The sequence below is a fragment of the Pseudomonas reidholzensis genome (genome assembly GCF_900536025.1).
In the GTDB taxonomy this organism is placed as follows: Bacteria; Pseudomonadota; Gammaproteobacteria; order Pseudomonadales; family Pseudomonadaceae; genus Aquipseudomonas; species Aquipseudomonas reidholzensis.
In genome coordinates this window covers 114,505-130,073 of the sequence record NZ_UNOZ01000002.1, presented here as the reverse complement: position 1 = coordinate 130,073, position 15,569 = coordinate 114,505, and the positions used below count along the sequence as shown (strand labels likewise).

Below are 15,569 nucleotides of genomic sequence, written 5' to 3'. Positions count from 1 at the left end.
CCCTCGCTTAAATTTCAGCGGCCAGTTTGTTAACCAGCTCCGCATGCGCGTTTTGATCGATTGTGGCGCCAAGGATCTTCGCAGCACCGCCAACAGCCAGGGCACCCACTTGGGCACGCAGGGCGTCTTTGACGCTGTTCAGTTCCTGTTCGATCTCGGCCTGAGCCTGAGCCTTCACACGGTCAGCTTCGACGCGGGCCTGGTCACGGGCTTCCTCGACAAGCTGAGCAGCGCGTTTCTTGGCCTGCTCAATGATTTCAGCTGCCTGTGCTTTAGCTTCACGCAGTTGCTGACCCGCTTTCTCTTGGGCCAGCTCCAGGTCGCGAGCTGCGCGGTTGGCAGCGTCCAAACCATCGGCAATCTTCTTCTGACGCTCTTGCAGAGCAGCGATGACCGGAGGCCATACGTACTTCATGCAGAAAACGACAAAAATCAGGAAAGCAACGGATTGGCCAATCAGGGTTGCATTAATGTTCACGCCAACACCTCGCTCGGTCTTTGTTCATCACAGCCATACCACTCGTGGAAACGAGTGATTAGCCGGCGATTTGACCAACGAACGGGTTTGCGAAGGTGAAGAACAGAGCAATACCAACACCGATCATGGTTACGGCGTCGAGCAGACCGGCGACGATGAACATTTTGACCTGCAGCATCGGGACCATCTCAGGCTGACGAGCAGCGCCTTCGAGGAACTTGCCGCCCAGCAGGCCGAAACCAATGGCGGTGCCCAGTGCGCCCAGACCGATCAGCAGAGCAACAGCGATAGCGGTAAGACCAACTACAGTTTCCATCTTTCCTCCCGACTTTTACGTCGTATTGGTTAGGTTTTTTAGTTTGAAGCGGTAAAACAAATCGTTTGGTACAACTGCCCTTGCGGACTTTTTACAGCCTGCCCCCCAAACGGGCAGGGCAGGCTATCAGACACGCCAGGCGGTCTTAATGGTTATCTTCGTGAGCCATCGACAGGTAGACGATGGTAAGCATCATGAAGATGAAGGCTTGCAGGGTGATGATCAGGATGTGGAACACAGCCCACGCCCATTGCAGCACGATGCCCAGGCCGCTGAGCCAGAGCAGGCCGCTGCCGAACATCACCGCGATCAGGATGAACACCAGCTCGCCGGCATACATGTTGCCGAACAGACGCAGGGCCAGCGAGATCGGCTTGGCGATCAGGGTGACGAATTCCAGCAGGAAGTTCACCGGGATCAGCAGCGCCTGAACGAACAGGTTCTTGCTGCCGAACGGGTGCAGGGTCAGCTCGCCGATGAAGCCGCCGATGCCCTTGACCTTGATGCTGTAGAAAATGATCAGTGCGAACACGCTCAGGGCCATGCCCAGGGTCGCGTTCGGGTCGGTGGTCGGCACAGCGCGGAACGCAATGTGCGGATCACCCGAGATCTTGGCAGCCAGCACCGGGATCCAGTCGACCGGGATCAAGTCGATGGCGTTCATCAGGAACACCCAGACGAAGATGGTCAGCGCCAGCGGTGCGATCACCGGGCTACGGCCGTGGAAGGAGTCCTTCACGCTGCCGTGCACGAAGTCGACCATCACCTCGACGAAGTTCTGCAGACCGCCAGGTTGGCCGGAAGTGGCCTTCTTGGCTGCCATGCGGAAGATGAAGAGGAAGATCAGACCCAACGCAACGGACCAACCCAGGGTGTCCAGGTGGAATGCCCAGAAGCCCATAGCCTTGGCTTCAGCAGCCGAATGGGCCAAGCCCCAGCTGCCGTCTGGTAGTTGACCGTAGGTCAGGTTCTGCAAGTGGTGCTGGATATAGCCCGAAGCGGTTTCTGCTGCCATGGTTGCCTCAAACGCCCTTAGGTCTCGAAAGTCTTTTATTCATTAGCAGGGGCGCGAACCAGCTGACCAGTTGGGTCAGCACGAAGACGCCGAAGACTGCTAGCGGCGCCAATGGCTTCACTCCTGCGAAGGTCAGTGCAAACAACACTGCCGTCAAAATCAATTTGCCTGCCTCGCCCGCGTAAAACGACTTGACGATGGCCTGCGCTGCCCGAGCGCCGCTGAAGCGAAACGCCTTCCAGGCAAAATACACATTGGGCAACCAGGCAATCAGCCCTCCACAGAGGCCTGAATATCCACTGACTGCTCCTTTCCACTGCCACAACAGCAAAGTTGCCAGCAGGACGACGACAAATTGCGCCAGCAGGACCGGAAAAACAGCCCAGCGATGGAAAGGCAACCGGTTTGGCGTGCGGATTTCCATCACATCTACTCCTGGAAAGTCGACCATCAAGTCAGCAACGACTTGGCATAATTTGTGCCGACAAAATGCGCGCAGAGTATAGGGGTGGATTAACCCCTATTCAACTCTTGGGTAGTGATTTCCGACTGCGCGCTACAACGGGAATTGTTTCAGCGGATGTGAGCGAGGACACCTTGCAACTCGTCGAGCGAGTTGTAACGAATCACCAACTGGCCTTTGCCCTTGTTTCCGTGGCGGATCTGCACCGCCGAGCCCAAGCGCTCTGCGAGACGCTGTTCAAGGCGAGCGATATCCGGATCAGGTTTGCTCGGTTCGACCGGATCAGGTTTGTCGCTCAGCCACTGGCGTACCAGTGCCTCGGTTTGGCGCACGGTGAGTCCACGTGCGACAACATGACGCGCCCCTTCTTCCTGGCGATCTTCGCCCAGGCCGAGCAAAGCGCGGGCGTGGCCCATCTCCAGGTCACCATGGGCGAGCATGGTCTTGATCGCTTCCGGCAGCGAGATCAGGCGCAGCAGGTTGGCCACGGTCACCCGTGACTTGCCCACGGCGTCGGCGACCTGCTGCTGGGTCAGCTCGAACTCCTGCTGCAGGCGCTGCAGGGCAATCGCCTCTTCCAGCGGGTTGAGGTCTTCACGCTGGATGTTCTCGATCAGCGCCATGGCAATGGCGGCATCGTCGGGCACATCGCGGACCATCGACGGGATGGTGTCGAGCCCGGCCAGCTGGGTGGCGCGCCAGCGGCGCTCACCGGCGATGATCTCGAAGCGGTTGTCGCCGATCGGACGGACCACGATCGGTTGCATGACGCCCTGGCTACGAATCGAGGCGGCCAGCTCTTCCAGCGCCTCCGGGTCCATGTCACGGCGCGGCTGGTACTTGCCACGCTGGATCAGTTCGACCGGCAGGTGTTGCAGTTCTTTCTGGTCGACCTTGACAGCCTGCTCTTCGAGCGAGCTGACGGTAGGACCACTGAGCAGTGCATCCAACCCACGTCCGAGACCCCGTTTCTTAACGGCCATACGGATTCCTTAAGTTGTTTGTGCAGTGCGTGATTGACGGCGTTGGCGGCGCACCAGTTCCCCGGCCAGGGCCAGGTAGGCGAGAGCGCCCCGCGATTGCTTGTCGTAGGCCAGCGCCGGCATGCCGAAGCTTGGCGCCTCGGCCAGGCGAATGTTGCGCGGGATCACCGTGTCGTACAGCTGCTCGCCGAAGTGTTCCTTGAGCTGCGCCGAAACGTCGTTGTTCAGGCTCAGGCGCGGGTCGAACATGGTCCGCAGCAGGCCTTCGATCTTCAGCTCAGGGTTCAGCCGGGCGGCGATGCGCTTGATGTTATCCACAAGGTCGCTGAGACCTTCGAGTGCGTAGTACTCGCACTGCATCGGGATGATCACGCCATCGGAGGCGACCAGCGCGTTGAGCGTCAGCATCGACAGCGACGGTGGGCAGTCGATGAGGATGTAGTCGTAGCTCTCGCGGATCGGTGCCAGCGCGTTGCGCAGACGGCTTTCCTTGACCTGCATTTCCAGCAGGACCACCTCGGCGGCGGTCAGGTCGCGGTTGGCCGGCAGGAGCTGGAAGCCACCGTGCTCGGAAAAGCGCATCGCCTGGGCCAGGTCGCATTCCCCGATCAACAGGTCGTAGACCGAGTGCTCGAGCTCGTGCTTGTCCACCCCGCTGCCCATGGTCGCGTTGCCCTGCGGATCGAGGTCGATCAGCAGCACACGACGCTTGGTCGCAGCCAGCGATGCGGCGAGATTGATACAGGTGGTGGTCTTACCCACACCCCCTTTCTGGTTCGCGATTGCGAATACCTTAGCCATTGTTGCGTGCGTTCCCAGTCATGCCTTGCGGCGCAGTATCAGCAGATGGCGTTGGCCCTGGCAACCCGGAACGGTCAGGGCCTGCTCGCTTTCCACTGTGAAGTCTGCGGGCAATGCTACCAGTTCATCGGCAGGATGCAGCCCTTTCATTGCAAGCCACTGCGTCCGCGTGTCGCCCAGATGGCGGGTCCAGCCTGTGAAGTTCTCCATGCTGCTGAACGCCCGCGAGATGATCCCGCTGAACGGCTGCGCAGGTTGGTACTCTTCGACCCGGCTGTGGATAACCTCGAGGTTGTCCAGTTTCAGCTCCATCTTCACCTGGGTGAGGAAGCGAGTCTTCTTGCCATTGCTGTCCAGCAGCGTCACCTGCTTGTGCGGGTGCAGGATAGCCAAAGGAATGCCCGGCATGCCACCGCCGCTGCCGACATCCAGCCAGCTGTGCAGGTCGCTGTGGATAAACGGCATGACGCTGAGGCTGTCGAGCAGGTGACGCGAAACCATTTCGTCGGGGTCGCGCACCGCGGTCAGGTTGTAGGCCTTGTTCCATTTGATCAACAGGGCCAGGTAGCCCAGCAGCTGCTCGTGCTGCTGCGGGCTGAGCTCGACACCGAGCTGGCGCGCGCCTGTGGACAACTCTTCTGCGTGTTGCGGGGTGACCAGGGAACTCAAGCGCTTTGCTCCAATTCGCGGCCTGCGCCGCGTTTTTTCAGATGAATCAGCAACAGGGAAATCGCCGCCGGGGTCACGCCGGGGATGCGCGACGCCTGGCCGAGGGTCTGCGGACGGGTCTGGCCGAGCTTGCCCTGGATCTCCTTGGACAGGCCGGAAATCGTCGTGTAGTCGATATCCACAGGCAGGGCGGTGTCTTCGCTGGCGCGCAGGCGGGCGATCTCGTCCTGCTGGCGGTCGATGTAACCGGCGTACTTGGTCTTGATCTCGACCTGTTCGGCGACCTGCGGGTCGAGGATCTCGCCCCCGGTGGCCTCGATCAGGCCGACATAGTCGATTTCTGGCCGCGCCAGCAGGTTGAGCAGGCTGTACTCGTGGCTCAGCGGCGTGCCGAACTTATCCACAACGGCTTGGCCTTGCGGGGTGTTCGGGCGGACCCAGGTCGACTTCAGGCGCTGCTCTTCGCGCTCGATGCCTTCGCGCTTGGCACAGAACGCCGCCCAGCGCTGGTCATCGATCAGACCCAGCTCGCGGCCCTTCTCGGTCAGGCGCAGGTCGGCGTTGTCTTCACGCAGGATCAGGCGGTACTCGGCACGCGAGGTGAACATCCGGTACGGCTCCTGGGTACCCAGGGTAATCAGGTCGTCGACCAGCACGCCGAGGTACGCCTCGTCGCGGCGCGGGCACCAGCTGTCGCGGCCCTGGGCACGCAGTGCGGCGTTGGTCCCGGCCAGCAGGCCTTGCGCACCGGCCTCTTCGTAACCGGTGGTGCCGTTGATCTGGCCCGCGAAGAACAGCCCGCCGATGACTTTGGTCTCGAGGCTGTACTTGAGATCGCGCGGGTCGAAGTAGTCGTACTCGATGGCGTAACCGGGACGCACGATGTGGGCGTTTTCCATGCCACGGATCGACCGCACCAACTCCAGCTGCACGTCGAACGGCAGCGAAGTTGAAATACCGTTGGGGTACAGCTCATGGGTGTTCAGGCCCTCGGGCTCGATGAACACCTGGTGGCTCTGCTTGTCGGCGAAGCGGTGGATCTTGTCTTCGATCGACGGGCAATAGCGCGGGCCGACCCCTTCGATGACCCCGGAGTACATCGGCGAACGGTCGAGGTTCGAGGCAATGATCTCGTGGGTGCGGGCGTTGGTGTGGGTAATCCAGCAGCTGACCTGGCGCGGGTGCATCTGCGCGTTGCCCATGAACGACATCACCGGGATCGGCGTGTCGCCTGGCTGTTCGGTCATCACCGAGAAGTCCACCGAGCGCCCATCGATACGCGGCGGGGTGCCGGTTTTCAGGCGGCCGACGCGCAGCGGCAGTTCACGCATGCGGTGCGCCAGGGCGATCGCGGGCGGATCGCCGGCGCGGCCGCCGGTGTAGTTCTGCATCCCGATGTGGATAAGTCCGGCAAGGAAGGTGCCGGTGGTCAGTACCACCGAATCGGCCATGAACCGCAGACCCATCTGCGTGACCACGCCCTTGACCTGGTCCTGCTCGACGATCAGGTCATCGCAGGACTGCTGGAATATCCACAGGTTCGGCTGGTTTTCCAGGATTTCGCGGACCACTGCCTTGTAGATGGCGCGGTCAGCCTGCGCACGGGTTGCACGTACGGCCGGGCCCTTGCGGTTGTTCAACACGCGGAACTGGATGCCGCTCTTGTCGGTGGCCAGCGCCATGACGCCGCCGAGCGCATCGATCTCTTTGACCAGATGGCTCTTGCCGATGCCACCGATCGCCGGGTTGCAGCTCATGTGACCGAGGGTTTCCACGTTGTGGGTCAGCAGCAGGGTTTTCACACCCATGCGTGCAGACGCAAGCGCAGCCTCGGTACCGGCATGGCCGCCGCCGATGACGATCACTTCAAAACGGGAAGGGAAATCCACCACGCACCTCGTGCCTGTTTTGCAAATAGAGAAGTTAAGCGGACAAGTATGAGACTTCCTGCCTTCTAAAGAAACCTTCTGAGCAAATTTTGACCAGGCTGTGGATGAACGGGATAACAGAAATTAAAGAGGAAGAAATTAAAGAAGCTTTGTTTTTATGTTTATTCTTACACAGGCACTTTTCTGTGGATAGAACGCTACAGGCTATGATCCATGGTATGTACAGAGAAATTAAACCCTGTGTTCTAGTGCCTCTGAGGGCTCTGGATAACGCCCTTTAGACTGTGGATAGAACGCCTACTTATCAACAGGCGGGTTTATCCTCAGCTCAGGAGGCCAGTTATCAACCGAGCTGATGGTGAGTTTTCCACAGGGCTTATCCGCGCGAAAAACCGCCTGTTGAGCAAATCAGCGGCGCATCGAGGCAGGATTTTTTTTCAAGGAGGGGGAAAACGAGGGGGCAAAATCGAACATTGCGTCCGATCGAGGCGCGGCCCAGAACCTCGTAAGCAGAGTCGGGTCCCCTGAAGAGACCCGCCAAGCGGTCACCTGTGGATCAAATTCTCAGCGTCCGCAGGCTCAAAGGTGAGTGCAAGAGGGCCGTCAAAGGCCCTGTGGATCACTTGCCGATGCAGAAGCTCGAGAAGATCCGCCCCAGCAGGTCATCCGAGCTGAACGCCCCGGTGATTTCGCCCAGGGCCTGTTGAGCCTGGCGCAAGTCTTCTGCGAGGAGCTCACCCGCGCCCGCCAAGGTCAGCTGGGCACGCCCGTGCTCAAGATGGCTACTGGCGATGTTCAGGGCTTCGAGATGGCGCCGGCGGGCGCTGAAGCTGCTCTCTGAGGTCTGTTCATAGCCCATGCAGGCCTTGAGGTGGTCGCGCAGCAACTCGAGCCCCAGGTCATCGCCCTTGGCGCTCAGGGTCAGGGTCACGTGGCCATCCTCGCACTGCTCCACCGCCACCGCTTCACCGCTGAGGTCGGCCTTGTTACGGATCAAGGTGACCTTGGCCGGGTCCGGGCGCTGGTCGAGGAATTCTGGCCACAGGGCGAACGGGTCGCTGGCCTCGGGCGCGGTACTGTCCACGACCAGGAGCACCCGGTCAGCCTCGCTGATGGCCTTCAGGGCGCGTTCCACGCCGATCTTTTCCACTTGGTCGTCGGTGTCGCGCAGGCCTGCGGTGTCGACCACGTGCAGCGGCATGCCATCGATGTGGATATGTTCGCGGAGGATATCCCGGGTGGTGCCGGCGATGTCGGTGACAATCGCGGCCTCGCGGCCGGCCAGGCGGTTGAGCAGGCTCGACTTGCCGGCATTCGGTCGACCGGCGATCACCACGTTCATGCCGTCCCGCAGCAAGGCGCCCTGCCCGGCTTCCTTCTGCACTGTGGACAACTCGCCGCGCACGGCATCGAGCATCGACAAGACATGGCCATCGGCAAGGAAGTCGATTTCTTCTTCGGGGAAGTCGATGGCTGCCTCGACGTAGATGCGCAGCGCGATCAGCGCCTCGGTCAGGCTGTGCACACGCTTGGAAAACTCACCCTGCAGCGAGCGCAAGGCGTTGCGCGCGGCCTGGGTCGAGCTGGCTTCGATAAGGTCAGCGATCGCTTCGGCCTGGGCCAGGTCGAGCTTGTCGTTGAGGAACGCGCGCTCGCTGAACTCGCCCGGCCGAGCCAGGCGACAGCCCAGCTGCAGGCAGCGCTGCAGGAGCATGTCCATCACCACCGGGCCGCCATGGCCCTGCAGCTCGAGCACGTCTTCGCCAGTAAACGAGTTGGGCCCCGGGAAGAACAGCACGATCCCCTCATCGAGGACCAGGCCGTCCTGGTCGCGGAATGGCCCGTAGTGAGCATGCCGTGGGGTCAGGTTGCGGCCGGTGATGGCCTGCCCGGCCTGGCTCGCCAACGGGCCGGACAGTCTGACGATACCGACCCCACCGCGGCCTTGGGCGGTGGCAATGGCGGCGATGGTTTCACGCACAGTGTTCATGCTGGCAAGCCTCTACGACGAAATTCAAAAGGACAGATAGCAAAAACGCCCCACTAGGGGGCGTTTTTATTCACAGGCTAGCTTAGCAGCCCGTCACGCAGCAGCCTTCTTGGCCGCGGCTTCGATACTGCGAGTGATGTACCACTGCTGCGAGATCGACAGGCAGTTGTTCACAACCCAGTACAGCACCAGGCCAGCCGGGAACCACAGGAAGAAGAAGGTGAAGATGATCGGCATCATTTTCATCACCTTGGCCTGCATCGGATCCGGCGGGGTCGGGTTCAGACGCTGCTGGATGAACATGGTCGCGCCCATGATGATCGGCAGGATGAAGAACGGATCCTTGATCGACAGGTCGGTGATCCACAGCATCCAGGGGGTCTGGCGCATCTCGACGCTTTCCAGCAGTACCCAGTACAGGGCCAGGAACACCGGCATCTGGACCAGGATCGGCAGGCAGCCGCCCAGCGGGTTGATCTTCTCTTTCTTGTACAGCTCCATCATCGCCTGGGACATCTTCTGGCGATCGTCACCGAAGCGTTCCTTCAGCGCGGCCAGTTTCGGCGATACGGCACGCATGCGCGCCATCGAACGGTAGCTGGCAGCCGACAGCGGGAAGAACAGGCCCTTGATGAGCATGGTCAGGACGATGATCGACCAACCCCAGTTGCCCAGCAGGCTGTGGATATGTTGCAGCAGCCAGAAGATCGGCTGGGCAATGAACCACAGGAAGCCGTAGTCGACGGTCAGTTCCAGGCCTGGGGACAACTCCTTGAGCTTGGACTGGATCTTCGGACCGGCATACAGCATGGCGCCGGTTTCGACTTTACCGCCGGCAGGCACGCTGAGCGCCGGGCCGGTGTAGCCGATGATGTAGTTGCCTTGGCTGTCCTTGCGGGTCTGCAGGACGTTGTTGTCCGACTTGGCCGGGATCCAGGCAGTCACGAAGTAGTGCTGCAGCCAGGCGACCCAACCACCCGAAACGGTTTCTTTCAGGCTGCCTTTGTCGATGTCTTTCATCGACACTTTCTTGTACGGCTCGGACGGCGTCCACAGGGCGGCGCCCAGGTAGGTCGCGGTACCGGTGGCCGTGCTCGACGACGGATCGGAGCTGGCGTCACGCTTGAGCTGGGCGAACATGTTGCCCGACCAGGCCTGGTCGCTCTGGTTGTCGATCAGGTAGCTGACGTTGAGGTCGTACTCACCGCGCTTGAAGCTGAAGCGCTTGATGTAGTTGACGCCGTTCTCGCTGAACTTCAGGTCGACGACCAGCTGCTCCTGGCCATCGGCCAGTTGGAAGCTCTTCTGCTCGGCGGCGTACAGCGGACGACCCGACGAACGGGCATCCGGGCCGTTGGCGCCGGTCAGGCCGCTCTGGGCCAGGTAGGTACGCTCGTTGCCATTGTCGAACAGCTGGAACGGGATGTCCGGATGGTCTTGGCGACGTGGGTACTCAGGCAACGACAACTGGACGATGTCACCACCCACCGGGTCGATAGCCAGTTCAAGGACGTCGGTCTTGACCCGGATCAGGTCCTTGCTGACAGCGACCGGAGCCAGTTCGGCTGGGCTGGCATCAGCATTGGCGCTCGGCACATCGGCGCTGGCGCCGGAATTGCCAGCGGCCGGCACGGTATCCGGCAGGGCCGGGTTAGCGTTGCTGGCAGCAGCATGCTGAGTCGGCAGAGCAGCCTGACCGTAATCCTGGTTCCATTTGAGGACCAGAACGTAGGCCACGATTGCCAGGGCGACGATCAGGATCGTGCGTTTAATATCCATGATTACTCGGCTATCGAAGAAGTTCGGGAGGAGGGAGCGGGTGGGACGGGATCGAAACCGCCGTCGTTCCACGGATGACAACGCCCCAGGCGACGAACGGCTAGCCACCCACCACGCCAGAGGCCATGGTTTTCAATGGCTTCGTAGGCGTAACAGGAGCAGCTGGGGTAGAAACGACAGTGACTGGCCATCAGGGGGCTAATGGCGTAACGGTAAAACTGGATCGGAACGAGGGCCAGTTTACGCATCGTGACTGTCTACCCCTGCAGAGTCGGCAGGTACCGCTGGAGAGGGCCGACTACGAGCGAGGCGCTTCCAGAGCTTGCCAAAATGTTGGTGCAATTCTGGGTTTTCTATCTCGCCCAAGCCCTTGCGCGCGACGATCACGATGTCCAGGCCAGCAATCATCTGCTGGTTCAGGCGAAAGGAATCGCGCATCAAGCGTTTGAGCCGATTTCGCTGAACGGCGAGCTTGACGCTCTTCTTGCCGATCACCAAGCCGAGGCGCGGGTGATCGAGGCCGTTCTCGCGGGCAAGGATAAGCAGGCTTTTACCTGGAACCTTGCCGGTAGGCGAGTCGAAGACCGCTTTGAAATGCCGGGGTGTAAGCAGTCGCTTTTCCCGACTGAAGTCCTGACTCACCACCTGTGCCGAAAAATCAAACGGCCAGACGCTTACGGCCTTTGGCACGACGACGCGACAGAACAGCGCGGCCGTTCTTGGTGGCCATACGGGCACGGAAGCCGTGGGTGCGCGCGCGCTTGATGGTGCTTGGTTGGAAAGTACGTTTCATGGCGTGTTACCTGGGTTCGTCGACTACGGGCCGGAATGGCCCCCGTTTTAAGAGATCGGCGATTCTAGAGAAAGCAAGCCAATAGGTCAATTTCCAACCAGCGTTTCCTTATGGATGGCATCACGTCCTGCTGACTTCTAGAGGAAGGAATCGGGCGCGTGATCGACAGGCTTGAGCGGATCGCGAGATGTGGACAATATGAAAAAATAAAAGAGGCATATAAAAAGCTTTTCTGAATAACTTATAGATCTTATACAAGCCATTTTCTGTGGATAACATCCTGTAGCCCTTTAACCATGGACTGTACAGAGATCAGAAAGGTTGTCCACAAGGCGTGCTGCGCCTGTGCTGCGCATGGTCGAAACCTGTGGATGGAACACGTCTTTATCCACAGGCTAGTTATCAACAGGCTTTAACCCAGGGTTGTGCATAGCCCTTATGGGCGGTTATCCACAGGGCTTATCCACCGCCCTTGGATGGCTTTTTGGGCAGTATTTGGCAGCTTTGTCATGGTTCAAGTCGTTGTCTCATGTGGATAAGTAGCCGCCGCCCCGGTACAATGGCGGTTTGCTTTTGCCTCATCCGGCTTTCAACTCAGGGGATATCCGTGTCAGTGGAACTTTGGCAGCAGTGCGTGGAGCTTCTGCGCGACGAACTGCCTGCCCAGCAATTCAACACCTGGATCCGTCCGCTACAGGTCGAAGCTGAAGGCGACGAGTTGCGCGTGTATGCGCCCAACCGTTTCGTTCTTGATTGGGTCAATGAGAAATACCTGGGTCGTCTGCTCGAACTGCTGGGTGAGAACGGCAGCGGCATCGCGCCAGCCCTTTCCTTGTTAATAGGCAGCCGCCGCAGCTCAGCGCCGCGCGCCGCGCCCAACGCACCGGTCAGTGCCGCCATGGCCCAGGCTCAGGCCCAGCAGCCGGCTGCGGTCGCCGCGCACAGCGAGCGGGCCGTGGCCCCAGCAGCCGAGCCGGTGCTGGTCAACGAGGTGGAAGAGCCGACTTCGCGGCACACCTTCGACTCCATGGGCGATACGCCGGTGGCGCCGAGCGCCCCGGGGCGTACCGAGCAACGTACCGTGCAGGTCGAAGGTGCGCTCAAGCACACCAGCTACCTGAACCGCACCTTTACCTTCGACACCTTTGTCGAAGGCAAGTCGAACCAGTTGGCCCGTGCGGCCGCCTGGCAGGTCGCGGACAACCCCAAGCATGGCTACAACCCACTATTCCTGTATGGCGGCGTGGGCCTGGGCAAGACTCACCTGATGCACGCTGTGGGTAACCACCTGCTGAAGAAGAACCCCAATGCCAAGGTGGTGTACCTGCACTCCGAGCGCTTCGTGGCCGACATGGTCAAGGCGCTGCAGCTGAACGCGATCAACGAATTCAAGCGTTTCTACCGTTCGGTCGACGCGCTGCTGATCGATGACATCCAGTTCTTTGCGCGCAAGGAGCGTTCCCAGGAAGAGTTTTTCCACACCTTCAACGCCTTGCTCGAGGGCGGTCAGCAGGTGATTCTCACCAGCGACCGCTACCCGAAAGAGATCGAAGGCCTGGAAGAGCGCCTGAAGTCGCGCTTCGGCTGGGGCCTGACGGTTGCCGTCGAGCCGCCCGAGCTGGAAACCCGTGTGGCGATCCTGATGAAAAAGGCCGACCAGGCCAAGGTTGAGCTGCCGCACGATGCGGCGTTCTTCATCGCCCAGCGCATCCGCTCCAACGTGCGTGAGCTTGAAGGCGCGCTCAAGCGCGTCATCGCTCACTCGCACTTCATGGGCCGCGACATCACCATCGAGCTGATCCGTGAGTCGCTGAAGGACCTGCTGGCGCTGCAAGACAAGCTGGTGAGTGTGGATAACATCCAGCGCACCGTGGCCGAGTACTACAAGATCAAGATCTCCGACTTGCTCTCCAAGCGGCGTTCGCGCTCGGTAGCGCGACCGCGTCAGGTGGCCATGGCGTTGTCCAAGGAGCTGACCAACCACAGCTTGCCGGAAATCGGCGACATGTTTGGCGGCCGCGACCACACCACCGTGCTGCACGCCTGCCGCAAGATCAATGAACTGAAGGAATCCGACGCGGACATCCGCGAGGACTACAAGAACCTGCTGCGCACGCTGACGACCTGATGGGCGTCGGCGCAGCTATTTGAAGGCAAGGGACTAGACCATGCATTTCACCATTCAACGCGAAGCCCTGTTGAAACCCCTGCAACTGGTCGCAGGTGTCGTCGAGCGTCGCCAGACCTTGCCGGTCCTGTCCAACGTCCTGCTGGTCGTACAAGGCCAGCAGCTGTCGTTGACCGGTACCGACCTGGAAGTCGAACTGGTTGGCCGTGTGCAGCTTGAAGAACCGGCCGAGCCGGGCGAGATCACTGTCCCGGCGCGCAAGCTGATGGACATCTGCAAAAGCCTGCCGAGCGACGTGCTGATCGACATCAAGGTCGACGAGCAGAAGTTGCTGGTCAAGGCTGGTCGCAGCCGTTTCACCCTGTCGACCCTGCCTGCCAACGACTTCCCGACCGTGGAAGAAGGCCCAGGCTCGCTGACCTGCAACCTGGAGCAGAGCAAGCTGCGTCGCTTGATCGAGCGCACCAGCTTCGCCATGGCCCAGCAGGACGTTCGCTACTACCTCAACGGCATGCTGCTGGAAGTCTCTACCGACACGCTGCGCGCCGTTGCCACCGACGGCCACCGCTTGGCCCTGTGCTCGATGCAGGCCGCGATCGGCCAGGCTGAGCGCCACCAGGTGATCGTGCCGCGCAAAGGTATCCTTGAGCTGGCGCGCCTGCTCACCGATCCGGAAGGCATGGTCAGCATCGTCCTCGGTCAGCACCACATCCGCGCCACCACCGGCGAGTTCACCTTCACCTCGAAGCTGGTCGATGGCAAGTTCCCCGACTACGAGCGCGTGCTGCCCAAGGGTGGCGACAAGCTGGTGATCGGTGATCGTCAGGCGCTGCGTGAGGCGTTCAGCCGTACTGCGATCCTGTCGAACGAGAAGTACCGCGGTATCCGTCTGCAACTCGCGGCTGGCCAACTGAAGATCCAGGCCAACAACCCGGAGCAGGAAGAAGCGGAAGAAGAGATCAGCGTCGACTACAACGGCAACTCACTGGAGATCGGCTTCAACGTGAGTTACCTGCTGGACGTGCTGGGTGTAATGACTACGGAGCAGGTTCGTCTGATTCTGTCCGACTCCAACAGCAGTGCCCTGCTGCAGGAAGCCGGCAACGATGACTCCTCCTACGTTGTCATGCCGATGCGTCTGTAATCTGTAGCAGCGCTAATGTCCCTTAGACGTATCATGGTCACTGCGGTGCGCAACCTGCACCCAGTGACCCTCTCCCCCTCCCCCCGCATCAACATCCTTTATGGCGACAACGGCAGCGGCAAGACCAGCGTGCTGGAAGCCGTCTACCTGTTGGGCCTGGCCCGCTCCTTCCGCAGCACTCGGTTGAACCCGGTTATCCAATACGAGCAGACCACCTGCACGGTGTTTGGCGAGGTTCAGTTGGCGGAAGGTGGCAGCAGTAACCTGGGTGTCTCACGGGAACGCCAGGGGGAATTCACCATCCGCATCGACGGCCAGAACGCGCGCAGCGCTGCGCAATTGGCTGAATTGCTGCCCCTGCAATTGATCAATCCGGACAGCTTCCGGCTGTTGGAAGGCGCGCCGAAAATTCGTCGACAGTTCCTCGATTGGGGAGTGTTCCACGTGGAACCTCGGTTCATGGCGGCCTGGCAACGTCTGCAGAAGGCGCTGCGGCAGCGGAACTCATGGTTGCGGCATGGTACACTTGACCCAGCTTCGCAAGCCGCCTGGGACCGGGAATTATGCCTGGCCAGCGCGGAGATAGATGAATACCGTCGCAACTACATCAAGGCCTTGAAGCCCGTCTTCGAGCGAACCCTGAGCGAACTGGTCGAGCTGGACGGATTGACCTTGAGCTACTATCGCGGCTGGGACAAGGACCGGGAACTCAACGAAGTACTCGCCTCTTCTCTTCATCGTGATCAGCAGATGGGCCACACCCAGGCCGGTCCGCAGCGTGCCGATTTACGCCTTCGTATTGGGGTAAACAACGCAGCGGATATCTTGTCCCGTGGGCAGCAGAAACTTGTGGTCTGCGCGCTGCGCATCGCCCAAGGGCACCTGGTCAGCCAGGCTCGCCGCGGTCTCTGTATCTATCTTGTGGATGACTTGCCGTCTGAGTTGGACGAGCAGCACCGCCGCGCACTTTGCCGCTTGCTAGAAGAACTACGCTGCCAGGTGTTTATCACCTGTGTAGATCACGAATTACTGAGGGAAGGCTGGCAGACGGAAACGCCAGTTGCTTTGTTCCACGTGGAACAGGGCCGTATCACCCAGACCCACGACCATCGGGAGTGAAG

General features: G+C 60.5%; 16 protein-coding genes. 3 read left to right on the top strand and 13 right to left on the bottom strand.

Annotated elements, in window-relative coordinates; genetic code table 11:
- Window positions 1–7: 7 nt before the first annotated feature.
- From CCOS865_RS00735 to rpmH, 13 genes are all read right to left on the bottom strand, one after another.
- On the bottom strand, window positions 8–478 hold the full coding sequence (locus CCOS865_RS00735; RefSeq protein WP_119137084.1) for a F0F1 ATP synthase subunit B: 471 nt from the start codon (window positions 476–478) through the stop codon (window positions 8–10).
- A gap of 58 nt (window positions 479–536) precedes the next feature.
- Complete coding sequence (gene atpE / locus CCOS865_RS00730) at window positions 537–794, bottom strand: F0F1 ATP synthase subunit C (protein ID WP_003097235.1); 258 nt, start codon at window positions 792–794, stop codon at window positions 537–539.
- A 145-nt stretch (window positions 795–939) separates the two neighbouring features.
- The gene (atpB, locus tag CCOS865_RS00725; protein ID WP_119137083.1) at window positions 940–1,809 is read right to left on the bottom strand and encodes a F0F1 ATP synthase subunit A; all 870 of its coding nucleotides are present in this window, start codon (window positions 1,807–1,809) and stop codon (window positions 940–942) included.
- A 7-nt stretch (window positions 1,810–1,816) separates the two neighbouring features.
- On the bottom strand, window positions 1,817–2,233 hold the full coding sequence (locus CCOS865_RS00720) for a F0F1 ATP synthase subunit I (protein WP_119137082.1): 417 nt from the start codon (window positions 2,231–2,233) through the stop codon (window positions 1,817–1,819).
- Between the two features lie 149 nt (window positions 2,234–2,382).
- Window positions 2,383–3,255, bottom strand: coding sequence for a ParB/RepB/Spo0J family partition protein (locus CCOS865_RS00715; RefSeq protein ID WP_119137081.1), 873 nt, complete (start codon window positions 3,253–3,255; stop codon window positions 2,383–2,385).
- A 9-nt stretch (window positions 3,256–3,264) separates the two neighbouring features.
- Window positions 3,265–4,056: a ParA family protein gene (locus CCOS865_RS00710; RefSeq protein WP_119137080.1), complete on the bottom strand. Its 792-nt coding sequence runs from the start codon at window positions 4,054–4,056 to the stop codon at window positions 3,265–3,267.
- Between the two features lie 18 nt (window positions 4,057–4,074).
- Window positions 4,075–4,725 carry a 16S rRNA (guanine(527)-N(7))-methyltransferase RsmG gene (gene rsmG, locus CCOS865_RS00705; protein WP_119137079.1) on the bottom strand — a complete coding sequence of 217 codons (651 nt, stop codon included), beginning with the start codon at window positions 4,723–4,725 and terminating at the stop codon, window positions 4,075–4,077.
- Window positions 4,722–6,614, bottom strand: a complete 1,893-nt coding sequence (gene mnmG / locus CCOS865_RS00700) for a tRNA uridine-5-carboxymethylaminomethyl(34) synthesis enzyme MnmG (protein WP_119137078.1) — start codon at window positions 6,612–6,614, stop codon at window positions 4,722–4,724. The genes rsmG and mnmG overlap by 4 nt, the downstream gene beginning before the upstream one ends.
- 619 nt (window positions 6,615–7,233) lie before the next feature.
- A complete protein-coding gene (mnmE, locus tag CCOS865_RS00695; protein WP_119137077.1) occupies window positions 7,234–8,604 on the bottom strand; it encodes a tRNA uridine-5-carboxymethylaminomethyl(34) synthesis GTPase MnmE in 1,371 nt (456 codons plus the stop codon).
- 93 nt (window positions 8,605–8,697) lie between these two features.
- Window positions 8,698–10,383, bottom strand: a complete 1,686-nt coding sequence (gene yidC / locus CCOS865_RS00690) for a membrane protein insertase YidC (protein ID WP_119137076.1) — start codon at window positions 10,381–10,383, stop codon at window positions 8,698–8,700.
- Window positions 10,384–10,385: 2 nt separating this feature from the next.
- Window positions 10,386–10,631, bottom strand: a complete 246-nt coding sequence (gene yidD, locus CCOS865_RS00685; RefSeq protein ID WP_078477749.1) for a membrane protein insertion efficiency factor YidD — start codon at window positions 10,629–10,631, stop codon at window positions 10,386–10,388.
- The gene (gene rnpA / locus CCOS865_RS00680; RefSeq protein WP_119137075.1) at window positions 10,624–11,028 is read right to left on the bottom strand and encodes a ribonuclease P protein component; all 405 of its coding nucleotides are present in this window, start codon (window positions 11,026–11,028) and stop codon (window positions 10,624–10,626) included. The genes yidD and rnpA overlap by 8 nt, the downstream gene beginning before the upstream one ends.
- Window positions 11,029–11,041: 13 nt before the next feature.
- On the bottom strand, window positions 11,042–11,176 hold the full coding sequence (rpmH, locus tag CCOS865_RS00675) for a 50S ribosomal protein L34 (RefSeq protein ID WP_002551315.1): 135 nt from the start codon (window positions 11,174–11,176) through the stop codon (window positions 11,042–11,044).
- Window positions 11,177–11,783: 607 nt separating this feature from the next.
- Here rpmH and dnaA point away from each other — a divergent pair.
- From dnaA to recF, 3 genes are read left to right on the top strand one after another with little or no spacing between them, the layout of a single operon-like run.
- Window positions 11,784–13,304 carry a chromosomal replication initiator protein DnaA gene (gene dnaA / locus CCOS865_RS00670; protein WP_119137074.1) on the top strand — a complete coding sequence of 507 codons (1,521 nt, stop codon included), beginning with the start codon at window positions 11,784–11,786 and terminating at the stop codon, window positions 13,302–13,304.
- 40 nt (window positions 13,305–13,344) lie between these two features.
- Window positions 13,345–14,448 (top strand): DNA polymerase III subunit beta, encoded by a 1,104-nt coding sequence (gene dnaN, locus CCOS865_RS00665; RefSeq protein ID WP_119137073.1) that lies wholly within the window; start codon window positions 13,345–13,347, stop codon window positions 14,446–14,448.
- Between the two features lie 15 nt (window positions 14,449–14,463).
- The gene (gene recF / locus CCOS865_RS00660) at window positions 14,464–15,567 is read left to right on the top strand and encodes a DNA replication/repair protein RecF (protein WP_119137072.1); all 1,104 of its coding nucleotides are present in this window, start codon (window positions 14,464–14,466) and stop codon (window positions 15,565–15,567) included.
- Window positions 15,568–15,569: the final 2 nt, after the last annotated feature.

Coding starts and splice junctions, on each gene's coding strand:
- atpE (WP_003097235.1), bottom strand. CDS start 794: ATGGAAACTGTAGTTGGTCTTACCGCTATCGCTGTTGCTCTGCTGATC.
- atpB (WP_119137083.1), bottom strand. CDS start 1,809: ATGGCAGCAGAAACCGCTTCGGGCTATATCCAGCACCACTTGCAGAAC.
- CCOS865_RS00720 (WP_119137082.1), bottom strand. CDS start 2,233: ATGGAAATCCGCACGCCAAACCGGTTGCCTTTCCATCGCTGGGCTGTT.
- CCOS865_RS00715 (WP_119137081.1), bottom strand. CDS start 3,255: ATGGCCGTTAAGAAACGGGGTCTCGGACGTGGGTTGGATGCACTGCTC.
- CCOS865_RS00710 (WP_119137080.1), bottom strand. CDS start 4,056: ATGGCTAAGGTATTCGCAATCGCGAACCAGAAAGGGGGTGTGGGTAAG.
- mnmE (WP_119137077.1), bottom strand. CDS start 8,604: ATGAACACTGTGCGTGAAACCATCGCCGCCATTGCCACCGCCCAAGGC.
- yidC (WP_119137076.1), bottom strand. CDS start 10,383: ATGGATATTAAACGCACGATCCTGATCGTCGCCCTGGCAATCGTGGCC.
- yidD (WP_078477749.1), bottom strand. CDS start 10,631: ATGCGTAAACTGGCCCTCGTTCCGATCCAGTTTTACCGTTACGCCATT.
- rpmH (WP_002551315.1), bottom strand. CDS start 11,176: ATGAAACGTACTTTCCAACCAAGCACCATCAAGCGCGCGCGCACCCAC.
- dnaN (WP_119137073.1), top strand. CDS start 13,345: ATGCATTTCACCATTCAACGCGAAGCCCTGTTGAAACCCCTGCAACTG.
- recF (WP_119137072.1), top strand. CDS start 14,464: ATGTCCCTTAGACGTATCATGGTCACTGCGGTGCGCAACCTGCACCCA.